This is a genomic window from Streptomyces sp. NPDC048603, from assembly GCF_043199475.1.
Taxonomy (GTDB): Bacteria; Actinomycetota; Actinomycetes; order Streptomycetales; family Streptomycetaceae; genus Streptomyces.
Genome location: NZ_JBICVY010000007.1, coordinates 1 through 19,308 on the forward strand (window position 1 = coordinate 1; position 19,308 = coordinate 19,308).

General features: G+C 72.4%; 15 protein-coding genes. 7 read left to right on the forward strand and 8 right to left on the reverse strand.

Translation table 11 applies throughout. The annotated features are described in order from the left end of the window. Window positions 1–168: 168 nt before the first annotated feature. Genes ACGFQ9_RS18135 through ACGFQ9_RS18155 form a run of 5 tightly spaced genes read right to left on the reverse strand, consistent with a single transcriptional unit; the run spans window position 169 to window position 5,611 of the window. Window positions 169–1,479, reverse strand: coding sequence for a DUF58 domain-containing protein (locus ACGFQ9_RS18135; RefSeq protein ID WP_393574783.1), 1,311 nt, complete (start codon window positions 1,477–1,479; stop codon window positions 169–171). Continuing rightward, window positions 1,479–2,453 (reverse strand): AAA family ATPase, encoded by a 975-nt coding sequence (locus tag ACGFQ9_RS18140; RefSeq protein WP_393574784.1) that lies wholly within the window; start codon window positions 2,451–2,453, stop codon window positions 1,479–1,481. The genes ACGFQ9_RS18135 and ACGFQ9_RS18140 overlap by 1 nt, the downstream gene beginning before the upstream one ends. Beyond that, on the reverse strand, window positions 2,450–3,661 hold the full coding sequence (locus tag ACGFQ9_RS18145) for a DUF4350 domain-containing protein (protein WP_393574785.1): 1,212 nt from the start codon (window positions 3,659–3,661) through the stop codon (window positions 2,450–2,452). The genes ACGFQ9_RS18140 and ACGFQ9_RS18145 overlap by 4 nt, the downstream gene beginning before the upstream one ends. Further along, complete coding sequence (locus ACGFQ9_RS18150) at window positions 3,658–4,323, reverse strand: DUF4129 domain-containing protein (protein WP_393574786.1); 666 nt, start codon at window positions 4,321–4,323, stop codon at window positions 3,658–3,660. Before ACGFQ9_RS18150 ends, ACGFQ9_RS18145 begins: the two co-directional genes overlap by 4 nt. Before the next feature lie 4 nt (window positions 4,324–4,327). Continuing rightward, window positions 4,328–5,611, reverse strand: a complete 1,284-nt coding sequence (locus ACGFQ9_RS18155; protein WP_393574787.1) for a hypothetical protein — start codon at window positions 5,609–5,611, stop codon at window positions 4,328–4,330. Between the two features lie 225 nt (window positions 5,612–5,836). Here ACGFQ9_RS18155 and mtrA point away from each other — a divergent pair, with 225 nt between their 5' ends. The 6 genes from mtrA (at window position 5,837) to ACGFQ9_RS18185 (ending at window position 13,133) form a co-directional block, all read left to right on the forward strand. Next, window positions 5,837–6,526, forward strand: a complete 690-nt coding sequence (mtrA, locus tag ACGFQ9_RS18160; protein ID WP_393574788.1) for a two-component system response regulator MtrA — start codon at window positions 5,837–5,839, stop codon at window positions 6,524–6,526. Between the two features lie 2 nt (window positions 6,527–6,528). Further along, window positions 6,529–8,448 carry an MtrAB system histidine kinase MtrB gene (gene mtrB, locus ACGFQ9_RS18165; protein ID WP_393574789.1) on the forward strand — a complete coding sequence of 640 codons (1,920 nt, stop codon included), beginning with the start codon at window positions 6,529–6,531 and terminating at the stop codon, window positions 8,446–8,448. A gap of 2 nt (window positions 8,449–8,450) precedes the next feature. Beyond that, entirely contained in the window at window positions 8,451–10,316 is a 1,866-nt protein-coding gene (locus ACGFQ9_RS18170; RefSeq protein WP_393574790.1) for an LpqB family beta-propeller domain-containing protein, read from the forward strand. Window positions 10,317–10,456: 140 nt separating this feature from the next. Further along, on the forward strand, window positions 10,457–11,209 hold the full coding sequence (locus ACGFQ9_RS18175) for a ComF family protein (RefSeq protein ID WP_393574791.1): 753 nt from the start codon (window positions 10,457–10,459) through the stop codon (window positions 11,207–11,209). 333 nt (window positions 11,210–11,542) lie between these two features. Then, window positions 11,543–12,238: a ribosome hibernation-promoting factor, HPF/YfiA family gene (gene hpf, locus ACGFQ9_RS18180; protein ID WP_393574792.1), complete on the forward strand. Its 696-nt coding sequence runs from the start codon at window positions 11,543–11,545 to the stop codon at window positions 12,236–12,238. A 181-nt stretch (window positions 12,239–12,419) separates the two neighbouring features. Further along, on the forward strand, window positions 12,420–13,133 hold the full coding sequence (locus ACGFQ9_RS18185; RefSeq protein WP_393574793.1) for a response regulator: 714 nt from the start codon (window positions 12,420–12,422) through the stop codon (window positions 13,131–13,133). Window positions 13,134–13,214: 81 nt separating this feature from the next. Here the strand turns inward: ACGFQ9_RS18185 and ACGFQ9_RS18190 are convergent, their stop codons facing one another. Together ACGFQ9_RS18190 and ACGFQ9_RS18195 are read right to left on the reverse strand one after the other, a co-directional pair. Further along, window positions 13,215–14,378, reverse strand: a complete 1,164-nt coding sequence (locus ACGFQ9_RS18190) for a winged helix-turn-helix domain-containing protein (protein ID WP_393574794.1) — start codon at window positions 14,376–14,378, stop codon at window positions 13,215–13,217. Window positions 14,379–14,387: 9 nt separating this feature from the next. Next, window positions 14,388–15,038 (reverse strand): GNAT family N-acetyltransferase, encoded by a 651-nt coding sequence (locus ACGFQ9_RS18195; protein WP_393574795.1) that lies wholly within the window; start codon window positions 15,036–15,038, stop codon window positions 14,388–14,390. 227 nt (window positions 15,039–15,265) lie between these two features. Here ACGFQ9_RS18195 and secA point away from each other — a divergent pair, with 227 nt between their 5' ends. Beyond that, the gene (gene secA / locus ACGFQ9_RS18200; protein WP_393574796.1) at window positions 15,266–18,061 is read left to right on the forward strand and encodes a preprotein translocase subunit SecA; all 2,796 of its coding nucleotides are present in this window, start codon (window positions 15,266–15,268) and stop codon (window positions 18,059–18,061) included. A gap of 303 nt (window positions 18,062–18,364) precedes the next feature. Here secA and ACGFQ9_RS18205 read toward each other — a convergent pair whose 3' ends face one another. Next, window positions 18,365–19,009 (reverse strand): Rv3235 family protein, encoded by a 645-nt coding sequence (locus ACGFQ9_RS18205; RefSeq protein WP_393574797.1) that lies wholly within the window; start codon window positions 19,007–19,009, stop codon window positions 18,365–18,367. Window positions 19,010–19,308 lie beyond the last annotated feature (299 nt).

The following is a 19,308-nucleotide window of genomic DNA, read 5'->3' on the forward strand; positions in this document are numbered from 1 at the left end:
TGGTACTGCAGGGGGGACCCTGTGGGAGAGTAGGACGCCGCCGAACAATCATTGCGGGAAGCCCCGGACCTCATGGTCCGGGGCTTTCTTGCGTTTACGGTGTTTACCGCGTGGATCCCAATGGACCTGTATCTGAAGGCCCCCGAATCTCGGGGGCCTTTCGTGTTTCTACAGGCGGCCGGCGGCTTTCAGGGCCAGGTAGGCGTCGGCCAGGGAGGGGGCCAGGGTGTCCGGGGTGGCGTCCACGACGGTGACGCCATGGCGGGCGAGTTGGTCGGCCGTACGTCGGCGCTGGGACTGGGACTGGGTGGCTGCGGCGGCTTCGTACACGGCGTCGGCGGAGCCACGGGCGCCGGCCATCGTCGCGACCCGGGGGTCTGCGACGGAAGCCAGCAGCACCGTGTGGCGCTGCGTGAGCTGGGGCAGGAGCGGCAGCAGGCCCTCCTCGACGGGGGCTGCGTCCAGGCTGGTCAGCAGGACCACCAGGGAGCGGCGCGGGGCACTGCGGAGGATGGTGGAGACCAGGGAACGGGCGTCCGTCTCGACCAGTTCGGGTTCGAGCGGAGCCATCGCGTTCACGAAGGAGGGGAGTGTGTCCGCGGCGGCGCGGCCCTGGACGAGGGCGCGGGTGCGGCGGTCGTGGGCCAGGAGGTCCACCCGGTCGCCGGCACGGGTGGCCAGCGCGGTCAGCAGGAGGGCCGCATCCATGGCGGCGTCCAGGCGGGGCGCGTCGCCCACCCGGCCGGCCGAGGTACGACCCGTGTCGAGGCAGATCAGGATGTGCCGGTCGCGCTCCGGGCGCCAGGTGCGGACGGCCACCTTGGGCCGGCGGGCGGTCGCGCGCCAGTCGATGGAGCGGGTGTCGTCGCCGGGGACGTAGTCCCGGAGGCTGTCGAACTCGGTTCCCTCACCGCGGGTCAGGACGCTGGTACGGCCGTCGAGTTCGCGGAGCCGGGCCAGCCGGGAGGGGAGGTGCTTGCGGCTGGTGAACGGGGGCAGGACACGGACCGTCCAGGGGAGGGCGTGCCCACCCTGACGGGCCCAGAGGCCCAGCGGCCCGTAGGAGCGGATGGTCACCCGGTCGGCCGTGCGGTCTCCGCGGCGGGTCGGGTGGAGGCGGGTGGTGAGCCGACGCCGCTCGCCCGCCGGGACGGTCAGGGCGTGCCGGGAGGCGGCCGTCTCCGTGCCGGGCAGCCAGCTGCTGGGCGGCCAGGCGTCACGGATACGGGCGCGGAGCTTGCGGTCGCCCGGGTTGGTGAGGGTGAGGTGCACCTCGGCGGTTTCGCCGAGGCGGACCGAGGTGTCGCCGGAGCGTTCCAGGCGCAAGGTGCGGACCGGGGCGGCCAGGGCGCAGTCGACGGCGCAGGCCAGGGCCAGCGGGGCGTTGACCGCCAGGATCCCCGTCCAGCTGGGTTCGAGGATGCCGACGGGGATGCTGCCGAGGGCCGCCAGCAGGGCGGTTCGTCCGGTGAAGCCCATCAGCGGGGGACGGGGACGAAGGACAGGACGGAGCTGAGCACGGAGTCCGCGGTGACGCCTTCCATCTCCGCTTCGGGGCGGAGCTGGACGCGGTGGCGGAGGGTGGGGAGGGCGAGGGCCTTCACGTCGTCGGGGGTGACGTAGTCGCGGCCGGTCAGCCAGGCCCAGGCGCGGGAGGTGGCGAGCAGTGCCGTGGCGCCGCGCGGGGAGACGCCCAGGGTGAGGGAGGGCGATTCGCGGGTGGCGCGGCAGATGTCGACGACGTAGCCGGTGATCTCGGGGGAGACCGCGACACGGGCGACGGCCTGGCGGGCGGCCTCCAGGTCGGCGGGTCCGGCGACCGGGCGGACGCCCGCGGCCTGCAGGTCGCGCGGGTTGAAGCCGGCGGCGTGCCGGGTCAGGACGCCGATCTCGTCCTCGCGGGAGGGCAGCGGGACCGTCAGTTTCAGGAGGAACCTGTCGAGTTGGGCCTCGGGGAGGGGGTAGGTGCCCTCGTACTCGACGGGGTTCTGGGTGGCGGCGACGAGGAAGGGTTCGGGCAGGGGGCGCGGCACGCCGTCGACGGTGACCTGGCGTTCCTCCATTGCTTCGAGGAGGGAGGACTGGGTCTTGGGAGGGGTGCGGTTGATCTCGTCGGCGAGCAGCAGGTTGGTGAAGACCGGGCCGTTCTGGAAGGAGAACTCGGCGGTGCGTGCGTCGTAGACGAGCGATCCGGTGACGTCGGAGGGCATCAGGTCGGGCGTGAACTGGACGCGTTTGGTGTCGAGTTCGAGGGAGGCGGCGAGGGCCCGTACCAGGAGGGTCTTCGCGACGCCGGGGACGCCTTCGAGGAGGACGTGGCCGCGGCAGAGGAGGGCGACGACGAGACCGGTGACGGCGGAGTCCTGGCCGACCACGGCCTTCCCGATCTCGGTGCGGAGCGCTTCCAGGGAGGCGCGTGCGTCGTCCGCGTGAGCGGTGGTCGGGGACGTCATGAGGTGCGGACCTCTCTTTCGAGGGCGTCGAGGTGGTCGGCGAGCGCGACGAGTGCCGCGTCGTCGGCGGGTGTGGTGCCGAACAGAAGGGACGTCAGGTCCCTGGCCGGGCCGGTGAGTCGGTGTGACACGGCGGGCAGCAGCGCGGCCGGGTCGTGCGCATGGGAGGCCGGTACGCCGAGCAGGGCGGCGAGACGTTCGCGGGTGGCGGCGCGCAGGACGTCGGCGGCGCGGTCGCGGGCGCCGGCGCGCCGGTAGAGGCGGGCGCGTCCCTCGGTGGCCTCGGAGGCGCGGACGACGACCGGGAGGCGTTCGGTGACGAGGGGTCCGAGGCGGCGGCCGCGCCAGAGGGCGGCGACGGCGGCGGCGAGGGTGAGTTGGAGGAGGGCCCAGCCCCAGCCGGCCGGGATGAGTTCGAGGAAGGTCTTCTCCTCGGCGGTGTCGGCCGCGGTGGCTTCGGCGAGGGACGGCAGGTACCAGACGAGCTGGGGCCGGGAGCCGAGGAGTTGGAGGGCGAGGGAGGCGTTGCCCTCCGAGGCCAGGTTCTCGTTGCGGAGGAGGGCGCCGTTGCCGAGGAGGACGGTGTCGCCGCCGACGGTGCCGGGAAGGACGAGCAGGGTGTGACGGCCGTCCTCCGGATAGCAGGCGGCGGCCGTGGAGGTGACGGTGTGGTAGCTGACGTCGCCTCCGGTCAGGGCCGTGCCGGCGGAGACGGCGGCGGCCAGGGCGCAGGCGGGGGCGCGGACCTTGCCGGGTCCGGCGTCGCGGGCGTCCACTCCGGGGGCGAAGGCGTCGGCGGCGTCGCCGCGGGCGGAGAGGAGGATGGTGCGGCCGCCGGAGCGTTCGGCGGCGGCGCGGAGTTCCTCGCGGCGATCGGGGCCGAGGAGGTTCGGGGCGGCGATGAGCAGGGTGGTGTCGGATCCGGTTGCGCGGGCGGCTTCCTGAGCGGAGGTCACCACGCGGGTGGTGACGCCGCGTTCCTTCAGCAGTTCGGCGACGGCCCGGCTGCCGGCGGGGTCGGCGGAGCGGGGGTCGAGGGCGCCGTGGTGGGCGCCGGACCGGAGGGCGGCGAGGACGACCCCGGCCGTGACCAGTACGGCGAGGAAGATCAGAAAGCCGCGGAAGCGCCGCCACAGATCCGCGGCGCCGGGCGCGGTGGAGGTGATGGGGTGACTGGTGAGCGTGGTGGTGGGCCCGTTCGCGGTCATGCACCGGCTCCCGTCGGTCCGGAGAGGACGGGCCTGGTGCGTTCGACCGCGGTGTCGAGGTCGCGGAGGCGCTCGTACACGGCCCGGTCGGCGGTGCGGCCGCCGTAGGTGACGTCGTCGAAGGCACGGGCGGCCGCCCGGAGTCCTTCGGCGTGCCCGGGGAGGGCCGCGGCCGCTTCGGCGGCGGCCTCGTCGGCGGTGCGGCCCGGGCGGGGGTCCAGGAGGGTGCGTTCCTCCAGGGAGCGCACCAGGGCCCGCATGCGGTCCTGGACGGCTTCCGTCCAGCGTCCGGCGGCCGCGTGGGCCTCGGCGGCCGCGCGGTGCTCGGCGGCGGTGCGGTCCCGTTCGCCGAAGAGCGTGCCGGCGCCGGCGGGGGAGCGTTCGGGGGTGCCCAGCCGCCACCACAGCAGCGCGACGGCCACGGCGACCAGGAGGACGATGACGATGATGCCCAGCGTGCCGCCGGGGGTTGCCCCGGCGGCCGAGCCGAACAGTTCGTCGATCCAGTCGAAGAACTTCCCCAGGATGCGGGTGAACAGGTTCGGTTCGTTCTCGTGGTAGACCGGTTTCGACAGTTCGCGTTCGGCCGCCTCGCGGGCGGCCTCGCGCGGTGTCGTCACCGGCGGTGTTTCGGCGATGGGCAGTCCCCCCGGGCCGGTCACCGCATCAGCTCCCCGTGGCCGGCGGCGTGGTGCCGGGCGTGCCGCCGTAGCCCTCGACGCCTGCGGCGCGGGCGAGTTCCAGGTCCAGGGCCTCGCGCCGGATCCGCTGGTCGATGTAGAGGAGGGCGGTGACGCCGGCCTGCATCGGCATGACGATGGTCAGCGCGATCACGGCTCCGATCCCGGAGATGATCAGGAACGGCCAGCTGTCCACGGAGGTGCCCTCGACGAAGCCGGACACGCCTTCGTCGGTGAAGAGGGAGCCGACGACGGCGAACGCACTCACGATGATCATCGCGACGAAGCCGGTGATGATGCTGGTGAGGATGGAGATGCCGAAGATCCGCCACCAGGCGCCGCGGACCAGCTTCGCGGACCGGCGCAGCGACGGGATGACCCCGCCGCGCTCCAGCATCAGCGCGGGCGCGGCCAGCGCGAACTTCACCCACAGCCAGGCGATGAGCACCAGGGCGCCGATGGCGCCCAGGGCGACCAGTCCGGCGCTGTCGACGAGTGCGCCGGGCAGCATCAGGACGAGGGCGATGGCCAGCGCGCCGACGATCAGGAGCAGGGTGAGTCCGGCCAGCCTGAGCAGGTGGGGCCGGGCCTCGCGCCAGGCGTCGCCGATGCTGGAGGGCCGGCCGAGCACCGCACGGCTGAAGATCATCATGAGCAGGGCGGTCACGACCACCGAGCCGACCAGCTGGATGAAGCTGTCGGCCATGCTGACCACCATGGTGTCGCCCAGGGCCTCCAGGGCCTCCTCGGGCGTCGCGGACTCGTCCGGGACGACGAGGTACTCCGACAGCACCGTGCGCTGCAGGGTGATGCTGATCAGTTCGATCAGCACCGCCACGACCAGGGTGATGGGCAGCACCGAGCGCCAGTGGGTGCGCATCGTGGTGACCGCGCCGTCCAGGATCTCGCCGAGGCCGAGCGGGCGCAGCGGGATGACGCCGGGCTTCGCGGCCGGGGGCTTGCCCCAGCCGCCGCCGGGCGGGCCGTACGGGGCCTGGCCGGGCCGGCTGCCGTACGGGCCCCAGCCGGTGCCGGGCTGCCGGCCGGTGGCGGGCGGCGGGGTCTGGCCGGGGTCCGGGTTGCCCCAGACGCCGTTCGGGGGCGTCCCGGCGCCGGGCGGCGGCTGCTCCGCGGACCACTTCGTGCCCGGTTCGCCGGGTTGTGCCGGCCGGCCGGGGTCTCCGGGCCGGTCGGGCTGCGCCGGCTGCTGGGGCCGGTCGCCCTCGGACGGGTCGGACCCGGGCGAGGCCCAGCCCGGAGAGTCGTTCATCGTCGCTCCTTCAGGGATGCCCGTACATCAAGGGGCGGGGCGCTGGTCGGCAGCCATCGTGCCACGAGTGATCTCCGGGCGGACCGGCCCGCCCCTGAAGACCGGTTCCCCTCCCCCCTTCGATTGTCCCCCGGGGGCGGGGCAGACTGGACGACCGGAACCAGCATTCCCGCTGGGTATCCCCGCTGTGTGCCAGCTCACGCCGGGTCTCGATTGGGTAATGGGATGATGTCAACCATGAAGGGACGCGTCCTTGTCGTCGACGACGACACCGCGCTGGCCGAGATGCTCGGCATTGTGCTGCGTGGAGAAGGTTTCGAGCCGTCGTTCGTCGCGGACGGCGACAAGGCCCTGGCTGCCTTCCGAGAGGCCAAGCCGGACCTGGTGCTGCTGGATCTCATGCTGCCCGGACGGGACGGCATAGAGGTCTGCCGGCTGATCCGCGCCGAGTCCGGCGTGCCGATCGTCATGCTGACCGCGAAGAGCGACACCGTCGATGTCGTCGTGGGCCTGGAGTCCGGGGCCGACGACTACATCGTCAAGCCGTTCAAGCCCAAGGAGCTGGTGGCCCGGATCCGGGCCCGGCTGCGGCGCTCGGAGGAGCCCGCGCCGGAGCAGCTGGCCATCGGTGACCTGGTCATCGACGTGGCCGGGCATTCCGTGAAACGTGACGGCCATTCGATCGCTCTGACCCCGCTGGAGTTCGACCTGCTGGTCGCGCTCGCCCGCAAGCCCTGGCAGGTGTTCACCCGCGAGGTGCTGCTGGAGCAGGTCTGGGGCTACCGGCACGCGGCGGACACCCGCCTGGTCAACGTGCACGTGCAGCGGCTGCGCTCCAAGGTCGAGAAGGACCCTGAGCGTCCGGAGATCGTCGTGACGGTGCGCGGCGTCGGATACAAGGCCGGACCGAGCTGAGCATGAACACCGGCAGGTCCCCGTGGGCCGGCCGGCTGCTCCACGACGGGGCGCCCGGCAGCCCCGCGCTGCGGCTGCTGATGCGTCTGGTGCGCCGGCCGCTGCTGCCCGCTGTCCGGCTGTGGCGGCGGAACATCCAGCTCAGGGTGGTGGCTGCCACCCTGCTGATGTCCCTCGTCGTGGTTCTGCTGCTCGGTTTCGTGGTCATCGGGCAGGTCAGCAACGGCCTGCTGGACGCCAAGCAGGAAGCCGCGCAGAGCCAGGCGGCGGGCGGTTTCGCCGTCGCCCAGGAGAAGGCGAACACCCCGTCCACGGCGGAGGGGCAGGATTCCGCCACTCTCGACAACAACGTCGGGCGGGATGCCAGCACCTGGATGAACGGGCTGGTCAAGCAGCTCGCCTCGGGCGGCCAGACCGCCTTCGAGGTGGTCGCGCTGGGTGCCGGCAGCGGGGACTCCTCCCGCGGCGTGCGCGGGGCCCGCGCGTCGGGTGAAGTGGACCCGGCGACGAGCATCCCCGACGCGCTGCGCAAGGCCGTGGACACCCGGGCAGGCGCGTACCAGACCTTCTCGAAGATCCGGTACAGCACCCCGGACCAGTCCGCCGAGCCGGCGCTGGTGATCGGCAAGCGGCTGACCGACATCAACGGGGACCCGTACCACCTGTACTACCTCTTCCCGCTGACCCAGCAGGAGGAGTCCCTCACCCTGGTCAAGGGGACGATCGCGACCGCCGGGCTGTTCGTGGTCGTGCTGCTGGGCGCGATCGCCTGGCTCGTCGTACGGCAGGTGGTCACCCCGGTGCGGATGGCCGCGGGGATCGCCGAACGGCTCTCGGCGGGCAAGCTCCAGGAACGGATGAAGGTCACCGGCGAGGACGACATCGCGCGGCTCGGAGAGGCCTTCAACAAGATGGCGCAGAGCCTGCACAACAAGATCCAGCAGCTGGAGGACCTGTCGCGGATGCAGCGGCGGTTCGTCTCCGACGTCTCGCACGAGCTGCGCACCCCGCTGACGACGGTCCGGATGGCCGCCGACGTCATCCACGAGGCCCGCGTCGACTTCGACCCGGTCACGGCGCGGTCCGCCGAGCTGCTGGCGGGCCAGCTGGACCGGTTCGAGTCGCTGCTCGCCGACCTGCTGGAGATCAGCCGGTTCGACGCGGGTGCGGCGGCGCTGGAGGCCGAGCCGATAGACCTGCGGGACGTCGTACGCCGGGTCATCGACGGCGCCGAACCGCTGGCCGAGGCCAAGGGCACCCGGATCCGGGTGCTCGGCGACTCCCAGCCCGTGGTCGCCGAGGCGGACGCCCGCCGGGTGGAGCGGGTGCTGCGGAACCTCGTCGTCAACGCCGTCGAGCACGGCGAGGGCCGGGACGTGGTGGTCCGGCTCGCCTCCGCGGGCGGCGCGGTCGCCGTCGCGGTGCGGGACTACGGCGTCGGCCTGAAGCCGGGCGAGGCCACCCGCGTGTTCAACCGGTTCTGGCGGGCCGACCCGGCCCGGGCCCGGACCACCGGCGGCACCGGCCTCGGCCTGTCCATCGCCGTCGAGGACGCCCGGCTGCACGGCGGGTGGCTGCAGGCGTGGGGCGAGCCGGGCGGCGGTTCGCAGTTCCGGCTGACCCTGCCGCGCACCGCCGACGAGCCGCTGCGCGGCTCTCCGATCCCGCTGGAACCCGAGGACTCGCGCGCCAACCGGGCCAAGGCGGCGGCCGCGCGCGGCGCCCGGAAGCGCGAGCAGGAGCAGCAGCCGCCCGGCGGCACCGACCCGCGGTCGCCGATACCGCCGCGGCCCGCGGTGACCACGGCGGTGCCGGTGCCGGCCGACCCGACGGCGCTGCCCGGAAGCGGTGCTCGGGTGGTGGCCCGGCCGGGCGGCCCGGGCGAGACCCCGGAACGAGACGGCAACGAGGGTGGAGGCTGAGCGTGGACGCCAATCGGCACAGTGGCCCGGCACGGCGGGCGCGGCGGGCGCGGGGCGTCCTCGCGCTGGGTGGTGCCGGCCTGCTGCTGGCGGGCTGCGCCTCGATGCCCGACCACGGCGAGGTCAAGCAGGTGTCCGCCTCTCAGGGCGCCGACTCGGAGGTCCGTGTGTACGGGGTGCCGCCGGCTCCCAAGGCGGGACCGCGGGAGATCGTCGACGGCTTCCTGGAGGCCATGACCAGTGACGACCCGGGGCTGGCCACCGCCCGCCAGTACCTGAGCAAGGAGGCCGCGCAGACCTGGAAGCCGAACGCCAGCGTCACCGTGCTCGCCTCCGGCCGTGACGTGTCCTCGGACAAGCAGGGGAAGGACCCCGACGCGCTGCCCCGCTTCAAGCTGTACGGCACCCGCGTGGCCACCGTGGACGAGCGGAGCACCTACCACCCGGAGGTCGGCAGGAAGCCGTATGAGCGGTTCCTCCAGCTGGTCAAGGAGGACAACGAGTGGCGGATCGACTCGCCGCCCGACGGCCTGGTGCTCAGCGAGTCCGACTTCCAGCGCATCTTCATGCCGGTCAACAAGTACTACTTCGCGGCGGACACGCTGGTCGCGGACCCGGTGTACGTGCGGCAGCGCACCGATCCGGATTCCCGTATGGACCGGATGACGCAGACGGTGAAGTCGCTGCTGGACGGACCGTCCAGGTGGCTCGGGCCGGTGGTCACGTCCACCTTCCCGACCGGCACGACCCTGCTGGACGGGACCAAGACCCTCTCGTACGACGCCCAGGACACCCTGCGCGTGCCGCTGAACGAGAAGGCGGAGAACGTGGCCGGTCCGCAGTGCGAGCGGATGGCCACCCAGCTGATGTACACCGTCCGCGACCTGGCCTCCTCGCGGGTGGCCCAGGTCGAGCTGGTGCGTCCCGACAAGAAGTCCGTCATCTGCAGGGTGAGCGAGGCGGTCGCCGCGGGCATCGCGGGCCGGGTGCCGTCGCCCACGCACCAGTACTTCATCGACGGCGGGCGGCTGCTCAAGATCACGCTGCCGAGTGATCCGGAGGGCACGCCCGGGGCCGCGACTCCGGTGAGCGGGCCGCTGGCCACGGCGCAGCAGCTGAAGCTCGCCTCGGCCGCCGTGGCGTACGAGGAGAAGCGCGCCGCCGTCGTCGGCCAGGACGGACACCATCTGTACGTGGTGTCCCTGACCCAGGCCGGGCAGATGCCCGAGGCGGTGCTGAGCAGCCGGGTCAAGGACGGGCTGTCGGCGCCGAGCTGGGACGGCCGGGGCGACCTGTGGATCGCCGACCGGGACCCGCAGAACCCGGTGCTGTGGCGGATCCCCGCCGGGACGGGGACACCGCAGAAGGTGGACGTGGCGGGGCTGGACGGACGGATCGAGGCGCTGAAGGTGTCCTCGGACGGCGTGCGGATGGCGCTGCTGGTCTCCAGGGTGGGCAAGGACGGCACGCGGAAGAACGAGCTGTCGATCGGGCGGGTTGAGCGGGCTGAGGGGTCCGGGGGCTCCGGGGCCTCCGGGGCGACGGGTCCGGTCTCGGTGCGCGAGCTGCGTCCGGCGGCGCCGCGGATGGCGGACGTGACGGCGATGAGCTGGGCGCCGCGGGGCCGGCTGCTGGTGGTGGGCCGGGAGAGCGGCGGGGTCTCGCAGGCCCGCTACATGCAGGCCGACGGCTCGACGGCGGGGGGCAGCCTGCCCGGGGCGACCGGGGTGAGCGCGGTGGCCGCGTCGGAGGACGAGAAGAAGCCGGTGGTGGCGTACTCGGAGGACGACGGCATCGTGTGGCTGCCGCCGGGTGCGCAGTGGCGCACCGTGGCGGCGGGCGGCCGGGCGCCGGTGTACCCGGGCTGATCCGGGTCTTCTCTGATCGGGCCCGATCCGGCCTGATCCGGGTCTTCATCTGTTCCGGCCTGTTCCGGCCTGTTCCGGCCCGTGCGCGGGGTTTTCCACAGGGGTCGCGGGCTCTCGCGCCGGCCCGGCATCGTGGAGACGTGCGGGGATGGTGGCAGGAGCTCGCCGGGCTGGTGCTGCCGGTGGAGTGTGCCGGGTGCGGGGAGGCGCGGACGATGGTGTGCGGGGCGTGCGGGCAGGTGTTCGGTCGGGCCCGGGCGGGGGCTGTGCGGCCCCGGCCGAGGCCGGCGGGGCTGCCGGAGGTACGTGCGGCGGTGCCGTACGAAGGGGTCGTGCGGGCCGTTCTGCTGGCCCACAAGGAGCGCGGGGCACTGCCGCTGGCCGGAGTGCTGGGGCGGGCGCTGGCCGGCGCGGTACGGGCGGGGGCGGGCGGGGCCCGGGCGCCGGACGGTGGTGTGGTCCTGGTGCCGGTGCCGTCGGCGCGGCGGCAGGTGCGGGCGCGGGGCCATGACCCGGCCCGGCGGATCGCCCTGGCGGCCTCGGCGGAGCTGCGGCGCGGAGGTACGGCGGCACGGGTGGCGCCGGTGCTGCGGCAGCGCCGGGCGGTGGCGGACCAGGCGGGGCTGGGGGCGCGGCAGCGCCGGGAGAACCTGGCCGGTGCACTGGAGGTGCGTCCGGGCGGTGCGCGGGCCGTGCCGGCGGGCGGGGGCGGCCTGGTTCTGGTGGACGACCTGATCACCACGGGGGCGACGCTCGCGGAGGCGGCAAGGGCGGTCCGGGCGGCCGGCCTGGTGGTGGCGGGCGCGGCGGTCGTGGCGGCCCCGGCGGACGCCTTCGGGGACGCTCCGGGAAACGGCTCGAAAAATCGTTTGGAGCAAATAATTTGTGAATAGATTTGGAACCGGTGGGGAACGCGCATCGTTGCAGGTAGTAAGAGGGAAGGGTCAGCTGAACGGAGGTTTGTCCCGGTAGCGGGTGCCGACAACCGTCCATCAGAGCTATGTTCGGTTGTAAGGAACTGGCGATCCTTGGGCGCCGACGCAGTCGGGACACGTGTGCAGCTGGTGGCTCCCGACTCCCGAAGTCGGTGGGGTGGTGATCTTGCCGATGGGGGAGGAGGAGGTGAAAGTCGCCAAGTCCGAGACTCCGGTGCCCACCGGAGTCTGGTGCAAGAGGGAGACGCTTCGCCCGGCGAAGGGCGGAGTGATCCGGGAACGGAGTTCTGCGTGGACATCGTCGTCAAGGGCCGCAAGACCGAAGTGCCCGAGCGGTTCCGCAAGCACGTGGCCGAGAAGCTCAACCTGGACAAGATCCAGAAGTATGACGCCAAGGTGATCAGCCTCGACGTCGAGGTGTCCAAGGAGCTCAACCCGCGTCAGGCCGACCGTTCCGACCGCGTGGAGATCACCGTCCGATCGCGCGGTCCCGTCATCCGTGCGGAGGCCGCAGCAGGCGACGCGTATGCGGCGCTGGACCTGGCGCACGAGAAGCTCGAGGCCCGGCTGCGCCGGCAGCACGACAAGCGCCACAGCCGCCGTGGCAATGGGCGGCTCACCGCGGCCGAGGTACCCGACGCGGTACCGGATGCCGCAACCCTGAACGGGAACGGAGAAGTTGTCTCCGAGGAGCAGTTGGACGCGATCCCGACGACCCGGATCGGATCGCTCGAAGTGCAGGGCGAAGGCCCCCTGGTCGTCCGCGAGAAGACGCACGCGGCGGCACCCATGACACTCGACCAGGCTCTCTACGAGATGGAGCTGGTCGGCCACGACTTCTACCTGTTCGTCGATTCAGACAGCAAGCAGCCCAGCGTCGTCTACCGGCGCCACGGATATGACTACGGCGTGATCCACCTCAGCCCCGACGCCGCCACTTCCGGCGAGGTCGAGGCCGGCGGCGCGGGCGGCGCGCTCGGCAGCTGACGGCTGCCGGCGGCACACACGACACCCGGTGCCCCCGCGGATCGCTCAGGCGTCCCGCGGGGGCACCCGTATGAGCCAAACCGGCGCGAAGTACTCCGGCGGTTGTCTCTCTGGCATGGAATCATGGCGGACAGTCAACTGGACTTCGGGCCACGGTCCATGGCCTGCAGGGGGAGGAACGATGGCGGACAGCTTCGGACCGGTGCGCGGTGACGACGACGGTGCGGGCTGCCGTGAGCCGATCCGGGTGCTGGTGGTGGACGACCACGCGCTGTTCCGGCGCGGGCTGGAGATCGTCCTGGCGCAGGAGGAGGACATCCAGGTCGTCGGCGAGGCCGGAGATGGCGCGGAGGCCGTGGACAAGGCCGCCGACCTGCTGCCCGACATCGTGCTGATGGACGTGAGGATGCCGCGCCGGGGCGGGATCGAGGCGTGCACCTCGATCAAGGAGGTGGCCCCCTCCGCGAAGATCATCATGCTGACGATCAGCGACGAGGAGGCGGACCTCTACGAGGCGATCAAGGCGGGGGCCACGGGCTACCTGCTGAAGGAGATCTCCACCGACGAGGTGGCCACCGCGATCCGCGCCGTGGCCGACGGGCAGTCGCAGATCAGCCCGTCGATGGCGTCGAAGCTGCTGACCGAGTTCAAGTCGATGATCCAGCGGACCGACGAGCGCCGGCTGGTGCCGGCGCCGCGGCTGACGGACCGCGAGCTGGAGGTCCTCAAGCTGGTCGCCACCGGGATGAACAACCGTGACATCGCCAAGGAGTTGTTCATCTCCGAGAACACGGTGAAGAACCACGTGCGGAACATCCTGGAGAAGCTGCAGCTGCACTCCCGGATGGAGGCGGTGGTGTACGCCATGCGGGAGAAGATCCTCGAGATCCGCTAGCCGTTCCCGGAGGGGCGGACTCGGACTCGGGCCCGGCCTCGGGCTCGGTCTCGGGCTCGGCCTCGGTCTCGGCGAGGAGCCTCAGCCGAGGGCGGTCAGTTCGGCGGTGACCGCAGTGGCCTCCGCCTGCGTCTGCGCCCGTTCCACCCGGACCGCGTCGCAGCCGACCCACTCCGCCGCCTCGCGGAGCGCCGCGGCCATCGCCGGGGCCGCCTTGGGCGAGGTCAGGGACAGCTGCCGGGCCACCAGGGTCCGGCCCTCGCGAGCCGGGTCCACCCGGCCCTGGAGCCGCCCGCCGGCCAGCAGTGGCATCGCGAAGTAGCCGTGTATCCGCTGCTCGCGCGGCACGTAGGCCTCCAGCTTGTGGCTGAAGCCGAAGATCCGCTCGGTCCGCGGGCGGTCCCAGACCAGGGAGTCGAACGGCGACAGCAGGGTCGTCCGGTGCCGCCCGCGCGGGGCCGTGGCCAGTGCCCCCGGGTCGGCCCAGGCAGGCTTCCCCCAGCCCTCGACCTCCACGGGCACCAGGCCGGAGTCCGCGATCACCGCCTCGAACTGCTCGACCTTGATCCGGTGATAGTCCGCGATGTCCGCGCGGGTGCCGACTCCCAGCGACTTCCCCGCCAGCCCGACCAGGCGGCGCAGGCACTCGCGGTCGTCCAGGTCGTCGTGGAGCAGTTCGTCCGGCACCGCCCGCTCGGCCAGGTCGTACACCCGCTTCCAGCCCCGGCGCTCGGTACACACCACGTCGCCGGCGTCCAGCAGCCACTCCACCGCGATCTTGGTCTCGGACCAGTCCCACCACGGGCCGCCGTTCTTGGCGCCGCCCAGCTCGGTGGAGGTCAGGGGGCCCTCGGCGCGCAGCCGGTCCAGGACCAGCCGGCAGGAGCCCTCCTTGTCCTTCATCCTGTGCCAGCGGTAGCCGTCCGCCCGCTTCGCGCGGCGCCTGAAGGCGAAATGCGGCCATTCCTCGATAGGCAGGATGCACGCCGCGTGCGACCAGTACTCAAAGGCGTGCTGCTCGGTCCAGTACGCGCGTTCGACGGTGGTCCGGCCCACCGCGCCCAGCCGCGCGTACGGGATCAGCTCGTGCGAGCGCGCCAGCACCGAGATCGTGTCCAGCTGTACCGCGCCCAGGTGCCGCAGCACCCCCCGGACCCCGCCGCGCCGGTCGGGAGCTCCTGTGAACCCCTGGGCGCGCAGGGCGATTCGGCGGGCTTCGTCGGCGGACAGCGAGAGCACGGTCATGCCCGCACCTTAGACCTCGGCACTGACAGCGACGCCCGCACCGACGCCCGCACCGATGCCGGCACGGCCTCCCGCACCGGCGGCCCCCGCGGGCGACGGCAGGTACGGCAGCCGGGAGGGCAGGCCCAGGTCGGACGGGAGCAGTGCCCCCACCCAGCAGTCCCGCAGGGTGCCGCGGTGCTCCATGCCCGCCCGCTGCACCCCCTCGATCACGAACCCGGCCTTCTCCGCGACCGCCCGGGAGCCGTGGTTCCCGACCCCGGCGCGCCAGACCATCCGTACACATCCGGCCTCGGTGAACGCCCAGCGGGCCACGGCGAGCACCGCCTCGGTCATGTAGCCGCGGCCGCGGTGCCCGGGGACCGTCCAGTAGCCGATCTCGTGCGCGGACGTGCCGCGAGGGACCACGGCCAGGCAGGCGACCAGCGGCCCCGTCCCGTCGGGCCCGAGCCGGGCCGCGAAGTTGAATTCGGTGCCGTCGCGCCAGCCCGCGGGCACCCGCGTCACGTACGCCTCCGCCTCGGGCCGTCCGTAGGGCAGGGGGACGGGGATCCACCGCTGGATCTCCGGGTCCTGGCAGGCGGCGAGCACCTCGGCGACGTCCTCGGGGAGGTGGGGGCGCAGGGTCAGCCGCTCGGTGGCCAGGATGGTCTGTTCCATGCGCGCATTCTGCGGTCGGCGGGCGGTCCGGGCGAACAGTTTTCGGGGAGGGCGGCACCTTCCGTGTCCCCCGTACGTTCTCATTCCGGGCGCGGTGCCGCCCCGCGACCGCGGCAGACCTCCCGGCGCGGTGGCGTCCTCGCTTACGATGACCGTTGCGGTGGGGTCCACCTGCCGTGCCCGTCACGAACCAGTGCCAGGCCCGACCGGCAAGGAGACAAACCTCGGTGTCCGTCTTCAACAAGCTCATGCGTGCAGGCGAAGGCAAGATCCTGCGCAAACTGCACCGCATCGCGGACCAGGTCAACTCCATCGAAGAGGACTTCGTCAACCTCTCCGACGCCGAGTTGCGGGCGCTCACGGACGAGTACAAGCAGCGTTACCAGGACGGCGAGAGCCTGGACGATCTGCTTCCCGAGGCGTTCGCCACGGTCCGCGAGGCCGCCAAGCGCGTCCTCGGACAGCGCCACTACGACGTACAGCTCATGGGCGGTGCCGCCCTGCACCTCGGTTACGTCGCCGAGATGAAGACCGGTGAGGGCAAGACCCTGGTCGGCACCCTGCCCGCGTACCTGAACGCGCTGTCCGGCAAGGGCGTCCACCTGATCACCGTCAACGACTACCTCGCCGAGCGCGACTCCGAGCTCATGGGCCGGGTCCACAAGTTCCTCGGCCTGAGCGTCGGCTGCATCCTTGCGAACATGACTCCGGCGCAGCGCCGCGAGCAGTACGGCTGCGACATCACCTACGGCACGAACAACGAGTTCGGCTTCGACTACCTGCGCGACAACATGGCGTGGTCGAAGGACGAGCTGGTGCAGCGCGGCCACAACTTCGCCGTGGTCGACGAGGTCGACTCGATCCTCGTCGACGAGGCCCGTACGCCGCTGATCATCTCCGGCCCGGCCGACCAGGCCACCAAGTGGTACGGCGACTTCGCCAAGCTGGTCACCCGGCTCACCAAGGGTGAGCCCGGCCAGCCCCTCAAGGGCATCGAGGAGACCGGCGACTACGAGGTCGACGAGAAGAAGCGCACCGTCGGCATCCACGAGGCCGGTGTCGCCAAGGTCGAGGACTGGCTCGGCATCGACAACCTCTACGAGTCGGTGAACACCCCGCTCGTCGGCTACCTGAACAACGCCATCAAGGCGAAGGAGCTGTTCAAGAAGGACAAGGACTACGTCGTCATGGACGGCGAAGTCATGATCGTCGACGAGCACACCGGCCGTATCCTGGCCGGCCGCCGCTACAACGAGGGCATGCACCAGGCGATCGAGGCGAAGGAAGGGGTGGACATCAAGGACGAGAACCAGACCCTCGCCACGATCACCCTGCAGAACTTCTTCCGCCTCTACGGCAAGCTGTCCGGCATGACCGGTACGGCCATGACCGAGGCCGCCGAGTTCCACCAGATCTACAAGCTGGGCGTCGTGCCGATCCCGACGAACCGGCCGATGCAGCGCAAGGACCAGCCGGACCTCATCTACCGGACCGAGGTCGCCAAGTTCGCCGCCGTCGTCGACGACATCGCCGAGAAGCACGAGAAGGGCCAGCCGATCCTGGTCGGCACCACCTCGGTCGAGAAGTCCGAGTACCTCTCGCAGCAGCTCAGCAAGCGCGGCATCCCGCACGAGGTGCTCAACGCCAAGCAGCACGAGCGCGAGGCCACGATCGTCGCCCAGGCCGGCCGCCGCGGCGCGGTCACGGTCGCCACGAACATGGCCGGCCGAGGTACGGACATCAAGCTCGGCGGCAACCCGGACGACCTCGCCGAGGCGGAGCTGCGGCAGCAGGGCCTCGACCCGGAGGAGCACATCGAGGAGTGGGCGCACGCCCTGCCCCAGGCGCTCTCGAAGGCGGAGTCGGCCGTGAAGGCCGAGTTCGAGGAGGTCAAGTCCCTCGGCGGGCTGTACGTGCTCGGTACCGAGCGGCACGAGTCGCGTCGTATCGACAACCAGCTGCGCGGTCGTTCCGGCCGTCAGGGCGACCCGGGCGAGTCCCGCTTCTACCTGTCGCTGGGCGACGACCTGATGCGCCTGTTCAAGGCCCAGATGGTCGAGCGCGTCATGGCGATGGCGAACGTGCCGGACGACGTGCCGATCGAGAACAAGATGGTCACCCGGGCCATCGCCTCGGCGCAGTCGCAGGTCGAGACGCAGAACTTCGAGACGCGCAAGAACGTCCTGAAGTACGACGAGGTGCTGAACAAGCAGCGCGAGGTCATCTACGGCGAGCGGCGCCGCGTGCTGGAGGGCGAGGACCTGCACGAGCAGGTGCGCCACTTCATGGACGACACCATCGACGCGTACATCGCGGCGGAGACCGTCGAGGGCTTCGCGGAGGACTGGGACCTGGACCGGCTGTGGGGCGCGTTCAAGCAGCTCTACCCGGTGAAGGTGACGGTCGACGAGCTCGAGGACGCGGCGGGCGACCGGGCCGGGATCACCTCGGAGTTCATCGCGGAGTCGGTCAAGGACGACATCTTCGAGCAGTACGAGACGCGCGAGAAGCAGCTCGGCTCCGACATCATGCGGGAGCTGGAGCGGCGGGTCGTGCTGTCGGTGCTGGACCGCAAGTGGCGTGAGCACCTCTACGAGATGGACTACCTGCAGGAGGGCATCGGCCTGCGGGCGATGGCGCAGAAGGACCCGCTGGTCGAGTACCAGCGCGAGGGCTTCGACATGTTCAACGCCATGATGGAGGGCATCAAGGAGGAGTCCGTCGGCTACCTGTTCAACCTGGAGGTCCAGGTCGAGCAGCAGGTCGAGGAGGTCCCGGTGCAGGACACGTCGCTGGTGAAGGACGTGGCGCCGCCGGCGCCGCGGGCCGAGATCCGCGCCAAGGGGCTGGACGCTCCGCAGCGGCCGGACCGCCTGCACTTCTCCGCTCCCACGGTGGACGGTGAGGGCGGTGTCGTGGAAGGCGACTTCGACTCGGACGGGCAGCCGGCGGGCGACGGCCTGACGCGGGCCGAGCGGCGCAAGGCCGCGAAGGCGGCCGGTGGCCGCCGCCGCAAGAAGTAGGCGCGCCGGGGCGGTAGTCCGCTCCCGCGTACCTCCGGCCGGGGCCGGGCTCCTCTTCGGGGCCCGGCCCCGGCCGCGTTGCACTGCCGTGCGGGCTGTGCAGGGCCGTGCGGGGGCTCTGCGGGCTTGCGGCGGCGCGAGGTCTGTGCCCGGCCGTGGTGGGGCGCTGGTTGGCCCTGCAGGGCCTTTCCCCCACCCTGCCCCTTCCCGTAACGCCTCAGACGCCGGCGCGGCTGCAGAACGGCCCTGCCGGGCGCCTGCGGCGCCGGAGGGTGCGGCGTCCGAGGGGTGCCCTGGGCCCGGTCAGTAGGGGCGGGGGGCGATTTCGACCGCGGCGCAGCGCCAGCGGAGGTCCTGGCCGCGTTCCAGGCGGAAGGCCATCGCGGTGACGCGGTCGCCGACCGCGACGCGGGCGAAGGCCTCGATGGCGCCCGCGCGGGGGCGGAAGAGCCCGCAGTGGCGGAGGACCGGGCGGAGGCCGTCGCGGGGCGGGCCCTCCTGCGTGAGCTTGATGAGCTGTTCGTAGGCCGGGCCGACCGTGTGGCCGAGCAGGAAGTGCACCGGGCGCTGCCCGCTCAGCACGGCCAGCAGGGCCTCCGCGAACCAGTGGTGCGGGGCGGTGACCCGGCGGCGCGGGTCGGGCGAGGGGAGGGCGGGGCGGCGCTGGTCGCGGCGGGAGGCCGGGCGGGTCCGGGCAGGGGTGCGGCGGCGGGCGCCGTCCCCGGGGTGCCCGGGCGGGCGCCGGGTGCCCGCGGGGCCGCCGCTCCCGGCGCCGTTGCCGGTCCTGCCCGGGGTGGTGTCCGGCGCCGTGCTCGTACCGGCGATCGCCGCCGCGGCCCGTACCGCCGCCGTGGCTGTGGTCGAGGCCGTGGGCGTGGGCGTGGGCGTGGCCGTCGCCGTGGTCGTCGCCATGGGCGTGGTCGTCGCCGGCGTCGTGTTCGTGGGCATGGAGGGTCCCCCGCAGGGTCCGGCCCGGTGGGTACCGGGCGGTAACTTGGTGGGGGATTCCTACGGGCTGCCGGTCGCGGCCCGCAACGGGCCCCCGCGCTCCGACGGAAGCCCGCCCGGATTCACCTATCCGGGGTACTCGGACCTTGTCCCGCAAGGGGAAGAGGGGCGGTCCGGAGGCGCCTGGTGGACGTCACCCCGGCTTCCGGGCGCCCTTCGATGGGGGACGGTGCGGGCCCCCGGACGGACCGTCGTGCCGGTCCGGACGGGACGCCGCCGCGGCTGGGTGCGCCGATGTG